This is a genomic window from Propionigenium maris DSM 9537 (assembly GCF_027925155.1).
GTDB classification, from domain to species: Bacteria; Fusobacteriota; Fusobacteriia; order Fusobacteriales; family Fusobacteriaceae; genus Propionigenium; species Propionigenium maris.
Window position 1 is genome coordinate 35,923 of sequence record NZ_BSDY01000023.1, and the last position, 7,042, is coordinate 42,964.

Annotated in this window: 14 protein-coding genes and 1 pseudogene; all 15 read left to right on the forward strand. The window is 39.1% G+C overall.

Going from position 1 to position 7,042, the window contains the following annotated elements:
* On the forward strand, positions 1 to 159 hold the full coding sequence (locus QMG11_RS16535; protein WP_281837429.1) for a hypothetical protein: 159 nt from the start codon (positions 1 to 3) through the stop codon (positions 157 to 159).
* A 3-nt stretch (positions 160 to 162) separates the two neighbouring features.
* The gene (locus QMG11_RS16540; RefSeq protein WP_281837430.1) at positions 163 to 960 is read left to right on the forward strand and encodes a Rad52/Rad22 family DNA repair protein; all 798 of its coding nucleotides are present in this window, start codon (positions 163 to 165) and stop codon (positions 958 to 960) included.
* A gap of 214 nt (positions 961 to 1,174) precedes the next feature.
* Entirely contained in the window at positions 1,175 to 1,372 is a 198-nt protein-coding gene (locus QMG11_RS16545; RefSeq protein WP_281837431.1) for a hypothetical protein, read from the forward strand.
* 308 nt (positions 1,373 to 1,680) lie between these two features.
* A complete protein-coding gene (locus QMG11_RS16550; protein ID WP_281837432.1) occupies positions 1,681 to 2,832 on the forward strand; it encodes a replication initiation protein in 1,152 nt (383 codons plus the stop codon).
* A gap of 215 nt (positions 2,833 to 3,047) precedes the next feature.
* Positions 3,048 to 3,224 (forward strand): hypothetical protein, encoded by a 177-nt coding sequence (locus QMG11_RS16555; RefSeq protein ID WP_281837433.1) that lies wholly within the window; start codon positions 3,048 to 3,050, stop codon positions 3,222 to 3,224.
* Positions 3,225 to 3,234: 10 nt separating this feature from the next.
* Positions 3,235 to 4,215, forward strand: coding sequence for a tyrosine-type recombinase/integrase (locus tag QMG11_RS16560; RefSeq protein WP_281837434.1), 981 nt, complete (start codon positions 3,235 to 3,237; stop codon positions 4,213 to 4,215).
* 117 nt (positions 4,216 to 4,332) lie between these two features.
* Positions 4,333 to 4,575: a hypothetical protein gene (locus tag QMG11_RS16565; RefSeq protein ID WP_281837435.1), complete on the forward strand. Its 243-nt coding sequence runs from the start codon at positions 4,333 to 4,335 to the stop codon at positions 4,573 to 4,575.
* 22 nt (positions 4,576 to 4,597) lie between these two features.
* Positions 4,598 to 4,879 (forward strand): hypothetical protein, encoded by a 282-nt coding sequence (locus tag QMG11_RS16570; protein ID WP_281837436.1) that lies wholly within the window; start codon positions 4,598 to 4,600, stop codon positions 4,877 to 4,879.
* 22 nt (positions 4,880 to 4,901) lie between these two features.
* A complete protein-coding gene (locus QMG11_RS16575; protein ID WP_281837437.1) occupies positions 4,902 to 5,132 on the forward strand; it encodes a helix-turn-helix transcriptional regulator in 231 nt (76 codons plus the stop codon).
* A 48-nt stretch (positions 5,133 to 5,180) separates the two neighbouring features.
* Entirely contained in the window at positions 5,181 to 5,423 is a 243-nt protein-coding gene (locus QMG11_RS16580; RefSeq protein ID WP_281837438.1) for a DNA cytosine methyltransferase, read from the forward strand.
* 16 nt (positions 5,424 to 5,439) lie between these two features.
* Positions 5,440 to 5,490, forward strand: a pseudogene (locus QMG11_RS16585) (hypothetical protein); the annotation flags it as partial.
* A 72-nt stretch (positions 5,491 to 5,562) separates the two neighbouring features.
* Entirely contained in the window at positions 5,563 to 6,138 is a 576-nt protein-coding gene (locus QMG11_RS16590; protein ID WP_281837439.1) for a DNA cytosine methyltransferase, read from the forward strand.
* A gap of 60 nt (positions 6,139 to 6,198) precedes the next feature.
* Complete coding sequence (locus tag QMG11_RS16595) at positions 6,199 to 6,429, forward strand: hypothetical protein (RefSeq protein ID WP_281837440.1); 231 nt, start codon at positions 6,199 to 6,201, stop codon at positions 6,427 to 6,429.
* A complete protein-coding gene (locus tag QMG11_RS16600) occupies positions 6,414 to 6,710 on the forward strand; it encodes a hypothetical protein (RefSeq protein ID WP_281837441.1) in 297 nt (98 codons plus the stop codon). Before QMG11_RS16595 ends, QMG11_RS16600 begins: the two co-directional genes overlap by 16 nt.
* Before the next feature lie 9 nt (positions 6,711 to 6,719).
* On the forward strand, positions 6,720 to 7,042 hold a 323-nt coding region (locus QMG11_RS16605; protein WP_281837442.1), incomplete at its 3' end, for a YopX family protein.

Consider the following 7,042-nt stretch of genomic DNA (forward strand, 5'->3'; position numbering starts at 1 on the left):
ATGAGAAGTACAACAGACTTTGGAAATTGGAATAATCTTTGGGAGGAAGTTGAAAATGGTAAGTTGGATCAAGAGGATATTCAAAGTGAAAATCAAGTACACGAATCTATAGAAGAGGTGCAGTCCGATGCGGCTGCTTTCCTTCTAGGGAGGTGTTAACCAATGATGACACAAAATAAATTGCAAGCAGTTTTCGATAAGGAGGAGCTTGAATTCAAGGTTCAGGCTTCTGGTGAATCAAACGGCAAATATTGGGTTCAGGTTGCTACTTACGTGCAAGCTAGAGCAATACAGGAAAGGCTTGATAACTGCTTCGGGTTCGATGGATGGTCAGTAGCTTATAGAGAGACTCCATCGGGTGTTCTATGCAGACTCAAGGCCATATATGATGGTCGTGAGATCATCAAGGAGGACGGTGCTGAACTTACAGGTAAGATTGGGGAGCCAAATGCACTTAAGGGCGGATGTTCTGGAGCACTTAAAAGAGTGGCTTCCTCTGGATTTGGGATCGGGAGATACCTCTATAAACTTCCTAAAATGTATGCTGAAGAGGTTCAGAAGGATAAGCCAAAAGACACTATAGGATGGCACAAATCGAAAATGAAAGGTGGTCAATGGATGTGGTGGAAGGAGCCTACATTACCATATTGGGCTTACACTAATGAGTGTGACAAGCAAGCTACCACTACAACAACTACTGAAGCTCAAAAGAAATCACAACCGCCAACAACCACTCATGATACTTCTGAGATGACTCTTGATAAAGCCTCGCATTTAAAGTGGCCAATTGGAAAATTGAAAGGTACGGCCCTTGGAATTGTTTATAAAAATAGTCCTGATCAAATCAAGTATTTCTATGGTTACGCCCATGAAGGAAAGTTTGAAGATATCAAAGCAGCAATAAAGATCCTTGATGAAGCTACACCTGAAAACAAAAGATGGAAAGCTAGGGTGAGCTAATGCCTTATACATGGAAGCGAACAGGATGGAAAAGCATGGATGACTCTATCCCTTTAGATAAAATTGCTAAAGAAAGGATCCGGGCCCACTTTGGAAGCTCCTCTAGGGTAGTTCATCTTGGCTGGAAAAACGGTAAATGTTGCCACTATATTAAGGCTGGTGGGTATGTTCATGTATCCACTAGCCACATAGAGTATACGCTTAAGGAGGAAAGATGACAAAGATGTTAAACCAAGTAGGTTTTTATGATGTTTTCATGTTGTATAACGGGATAGAAATTTATGTTGGAACTTGGCAGGGAGTTACTCCGAATAAAGCCTGTCTTTTGGCTAAGGCAGACCTCCATGATATTAAGGATGAACATTCATATGATATTAATAAGGCAGCATTTAAAGCTAGAAAATTATTTTAAGAGCCGAAACTCCTCCTCCTGGGGGAGTCCTAGGAGAGTTTACCACCTCCTAGCTGATGATGGCAGGTAAAGACTTAAAACAGGGGTGTATAAACGTCACCTTTACCCTGTATAAACGTCACCTTTGGGGTGTATAAACGTCACCTAAAGGTGTATAAACGTCACCTTTACCTGTATAAACGTCACCTTTCATTTTTTAAATCGATCTGTAGGCTTTGAATTTGTTGGAGTACAGAGAAGCACAAAAACGCTATACTACTCTTTACTACTCTTTACTAAAAACCTACTAGTAAAAAGGGGAGATTATTTTGAATAAAAATGTAGAGATTTCAAGAGATATCACTAACGGAGTTTTTGGAAACACTAACTCAAAGTTTTTAAAAAGGGATAAGTGGTCCCCAAATGAAATCAAGTTATTTTTAAATTTGATTTTTAGATTACAGGAGAATAAATCTCTTAATGTAGAATTAACTCCAGGGGATCTTTATCCTAATTTAAGTAACAGTAATCGCTTTGATTATTTAAACAAGATCTTAAATGGTATTAAATCTAAAAGTTTTTTCATGAAGATAGATGATGATAAGTACAGAAACTACTCTCTATTTTCATACCTTGAGTACAACAATGCCAGGGAAGATATTATTGTACAGTTCAACAAAGACCTTCAGGAACAGCTTTTCAATATGAGATCCTTTTCAAAAATTGACCTGGACGAGTTAATGAAGCTGGATTCCTATTTCGCTATAAGAGCCAGGCTCCTATTGAGTGCTTTTAACCACCGGAAAGACTTTATCCTGGATATAGAAAGGTTTAAAATTCTCTTCCAGATTCCGGAGACATATAAAAATTCTCACATAGAGAAAAAGGTCTTCGAGTTCATAAAAAAAGAGTGCCCAGAGGTGAAGGAAATCAACTTTAAGAAATCAGGAAGAAAGGCTACTCATGTGATCTTCAAGTATGATTTCAAGCTCTTAAAAGCCAAGGCTGCTAAATCAGAAGATGCATACCGGCTACCTGATGGAATACTGATAGCAATTGAAAAAGCTAAGAGAAACAGGTTTATCCTAGAGGCTTGGAACCCCAAAGTGGATGCATGGATTATTAAAAAGGTGGACTCTGAGGGAGAAGAAGTTGTTAAGAAGATCTTGAGAATCGCCTACAAAGGGCTGCTAACTCCTATTAAAAGCAACTTGGTTGCTTATCTAAATAAGATTCTTGAAAATCTTGAGGCAGAGGAGGAGAAAAAGCCGGCCCCCCCTAAACCTCCGCAGGTGGCTGAAAAGCCTGTTGAGGGTCCACCTGAAGAAAAGGTAGAAGTAGTAGAGACCCCTGAACTGCTTAAAAAGGCCGAGGAGCTCTATCTTAAAGATACTAATACAAAGGCATTTAATCCGGTTCACAGGAAGATATTTAATTCTATGAAAGTTCAATATCTGCTAAAGGCAAGCTTAGAAAAATAGGAGGATATAAAAAGGAGACCTTTAAAAGATCTCCTTATCCGCCACCGGGGTCATGGGAATTAAATCCACCATTCTCTCCATGAGAGAAGTCTGAACCGCCAGCGTCATGGTCAAAACCTACACTACCTGTATCGTGCATAAAAATCACCACCTTATAAAGTTTATTGTATTAGTAATATACCGTTTTTTTTAATAGGAGTAAAGGAGAGATCATTATGAAACCAGCAAACATAGGAGACAAAGTTTATTTTGTTAATAGTTTTGAAAGCGACATGGTTTTAGACGGTGAAGTAAAAGACATTCTGGAAGCCCAGGTAGGGAACACTTGTATTATCTCATGCAATGGAGGGGATTACAAAGTCCCTGAAAGCTATATATTAAGAAAAATGTAAGGAGCTTGTAATGGTAAAAATTAAATACACAAAAGAAAAGTTTAAAAAAATAAATAAGGAAACTAAAGCCGTAATAGATGACTACATAAGCGAATGTAGAGGTAAAGCATTGACTCAGAGAACTATACTGGAGTACAGGAACCTTCTAAGACATGTGGCTATGCTGATCCTAGAGAATTATGAAAATAAGAGCATCTTAGAAATGTCTCGGAGAGACTGGAGGAGTATGTCGATTATGTTTCAAGATGAGCTTGCTCTGAGTAACTCACGGATTAACTCTATACTTAGTGCAGTAACAAGCTGCCTCGATTATATCGAGGATGAAGAAGAGGAATGGAAACACTACAACAAAAACCCTATGAGAAGGCTTAAGAGGATGCCTAAGAAGCTAGTAAGAGAAAAGAAGTGGCTAAACAGGAGCGAGGTGAGGACCATACTTACAAAGCTCCTGGAGAAGGGACAGCTGCAGTGTGCTGTAATGGTCGGGTTGGCATATGATAGTGGAGCGAGGATCTCAGAATTGGACCAGGTAACCAAGAATAATATCCTTTCCGGGAATGTAACCAACAAGATAATCAGAAAGGGCCAGAAGAAAGAAACAACCCTCATGTTTCACAACGATACCAAGGAACTCATAAGGATGTGGCTGGAGCAGAGGGGAGAGGATGATGTAGAGAAACTCTTCATCTATCCCATGATAGTGAATAAATCAAATAAAGACTTAAAGAGGGCTATAACCATAAAATCACTGTCCTCCAGAATAAAGAGTGCCGGAAAGCTTATAGAGAAAGATATCTCTCCCCATGTTTTGAGGAGGTCCCGGGCTGAAGGGTTGAAAAAAGGTGAAGACGAGAGGCTTAACTTTAGGAAGTTCTCCCAAAAGGAGATCCAAATAATACTAGGTCACAGCGACTTGGCTACAACTGAGCAGTACCTGAAAGATGACAGTGTGGAGATAATGGAGAAAATTATAGAGATGGTGGCGGCATAGGCCACCACCGTTACAAATGATGAATTGTTAACTAGAGGGGGAATTAGAATATTTTGACACTGATAAAACTGGTGATATTGACGGGTTAGTTTTCCCGGTGATCCTATAGGAGGAGCTATGTTAGAAAAGTACAATGTTGAAGGGCATTACAAGTTAAAAAAAGACTACACCTGTGAAGTTTGTGACGGTGATGGAGGGCATACAGGCGAGGAAATGACAGTAAAAAAAGGAACCATCTTCCAATTGAGTGGTAAATCCTGGATAACAATATATGACGGAGTTAAGCTGGATAGTGATAATGAATGGCTAGAAATGGATACAGAAACATTTGAAGAGTATTTTGAAGGAGTGACCGGATAAAATAAGAATTTGAGGTGAGATTATGCAAATAGGAGATAAGTTATCGTTGGATGGCTCTAAAATAAAGTTTGTTGTAAAGGCTTTAAGTGCTAGATACGCAATATGTGTTAAAAATCAATTTGGAAGAGCTGTCTATACAATAATCGATAGAAAGGAAAGAATCAGATCTACAAACAATATGGTTTTTAACAGTTATGATTATTTAAAGCAAGAAGATATAGATAAGTGTCTACAAGATTTAGAGAATGGAGACGTAGGTCTCTCTATGAGAAATAAATACAAATTGGAAGATTGGATAAAATAAGGATTTTGAGAGGGGAGTACCAATGAAGAATGTTCTAGGGCATTTTCTAAAACAAATAAGAAAAAAAGAAGACTTAAACCTTACTACTATGGCTAGAAGATTAGGGATAGGAACTGCTGAATTGAGTGGAGTGGAGAGCAGCAAGTATAGGTTTGATTATGAGCTCTATCGAAAAATTAAAAGAGAGTTCAACCTATCAATGGATGAGCTCCAGGATCTACAAGAAATATTTGTTATTTTAAATCAAGAGTAAGTAAAATAGATATTTGGGCCGGGGGACCTCCCCCGGAGTGGAGGGGTAATGAAAGTATTAAGCTTATTTGATGGCAAGAGCTGCGGGAGAATAGCCTTAGAGAGGGCAGGGATCCCCGTAAAGAGATACTATAGCAGTGAAATAGACCTATATGCTATCCAGGTGGCCGATAAGAACTGGCCACAAGACACTCCTTATAGATTAGGGGATGTCACAAAGTGGAGAGAGTGGGATATAAACTGGGGCAGCATTGATTTAGTAATAGGGGGGGAGTCCCTGCCAAGGATTTAGTTTTGCAGGAAAACAACTGGCCTTCGATGACCCTAGATCAGCTTTGTTCTTTGAATTTATGAATATTCTAGATCATATAAAAGCTATTAATCCAAATGTAAAATTCATGCTTGAAAATGTAAAAATGAAGAAGAGTAGTATGGATGTTATCAGTGGTTTTTTGGGAGTTGAGCCTGTATTTATAAACTCCTCTTTACTGACAGCCCACAACAGGCAGAGGTATTACTGGTTTAACTGGAAAGTGGAGGAACCGAAAGATAAAGGGATCCTACTGAAAGATATTGTAGAGTATGGGAATGTAGACAGGGATAAAGCCTACTGTATAGATGCCAACTACTTCAAGGGAGGGAATCCCAGACAGTACTTTGAGAAATCAAGGAGGCAGCTCGTTTTTGAGGGGGAGCCTCATATAGATAACCCTAACTATAGGAAGTTAACCGTAAAAGAGTGTGAGAGGCTTCAGGGGCTTCCTGACGGGTACACAGAGGGCGTATCCGATACACAGAGGTACAGGATGCTAGGGAACGGCTGGACAATACCGGTAATATCCCACATTTTCGAAGGGTTAAAAGCTAAAGAAAAGCAGCCAGACCTTATGAACATTCTCATAAAGGTTAAAGACTGCGATATGGTAAATGCAGGGAGGCTCGGGGCTATCCTGAAGAGTAATGATTTTGATTTTGAGATTGTGGAGAAATCAGAATTGAGAGGATAGAAACTATAATAACAAATCAAAAGTTTATCCGGTGGTGAGTCCCACCGGAGAGGGGGCAGCATGAATAAAAGCTATGAAAAGATAATACAAGAATGTAATAAAGAATTAGAAATGCTAGAAAAATTCAAAGAATATGTTAAGTCTAAAGGCTATGTACATAGGCAAGATATCGAAGATCTGATAGAGGAAGATATTAAAAAGTGGACTGAATTAAAAGAATCTGTAGAGGTCCCAGAGGCTGCGGAGGATTTGAAAATTGTTGGTAGGAGGGAATCATGTTTGAGAGACTAAACAATGAGGTATATGGAAATGTTGGAGTAGTAAAGTTTAAGAGTGCCCCTGAGTTCTACCATAAAGAGAAGAACGGCATTAAAAACAATACTGTGAGGCTGAGGGACCTAGATGAGAGGTTCAACATCCTGGATGATTATATAGCCGGCAAGATAGACAGGCTGGTAGTGAAGATCTTCCTGGCTACTATGGACTATGAGTTATTCCAAAGGGTTGTAAAGGATGTATCTAAGTATGAGGGAATCTATGTGATTACCTGGGAGGACCACAGGAACAACTAAGGAGGGGCTATGAGAGAGGTCAAGTTTAGGATTTGGGATAAGTTAGAGAAGAAGTATTCTAAGGAGCCTTACTGGAATATAAATCAAGACGGCTTCATAAGCTATGGGAATGCCGAATGGAAGGATGAGGCTGTCTTAGAGCAATATACAGGCATCAAGGATAAGAATGGGAAAGAGATCTATGAAGGGGATGTTATAAGTGACGGAGTTCAGGAAGCAACCGTAATTTATTGGAGAAATGGGTTTTGCATAAGTTATAAAAATTTAAAACAAATCCCTTGGATAAACACAATAGAATCAAAACATGGTCATACAAGATATGAAATTATAGG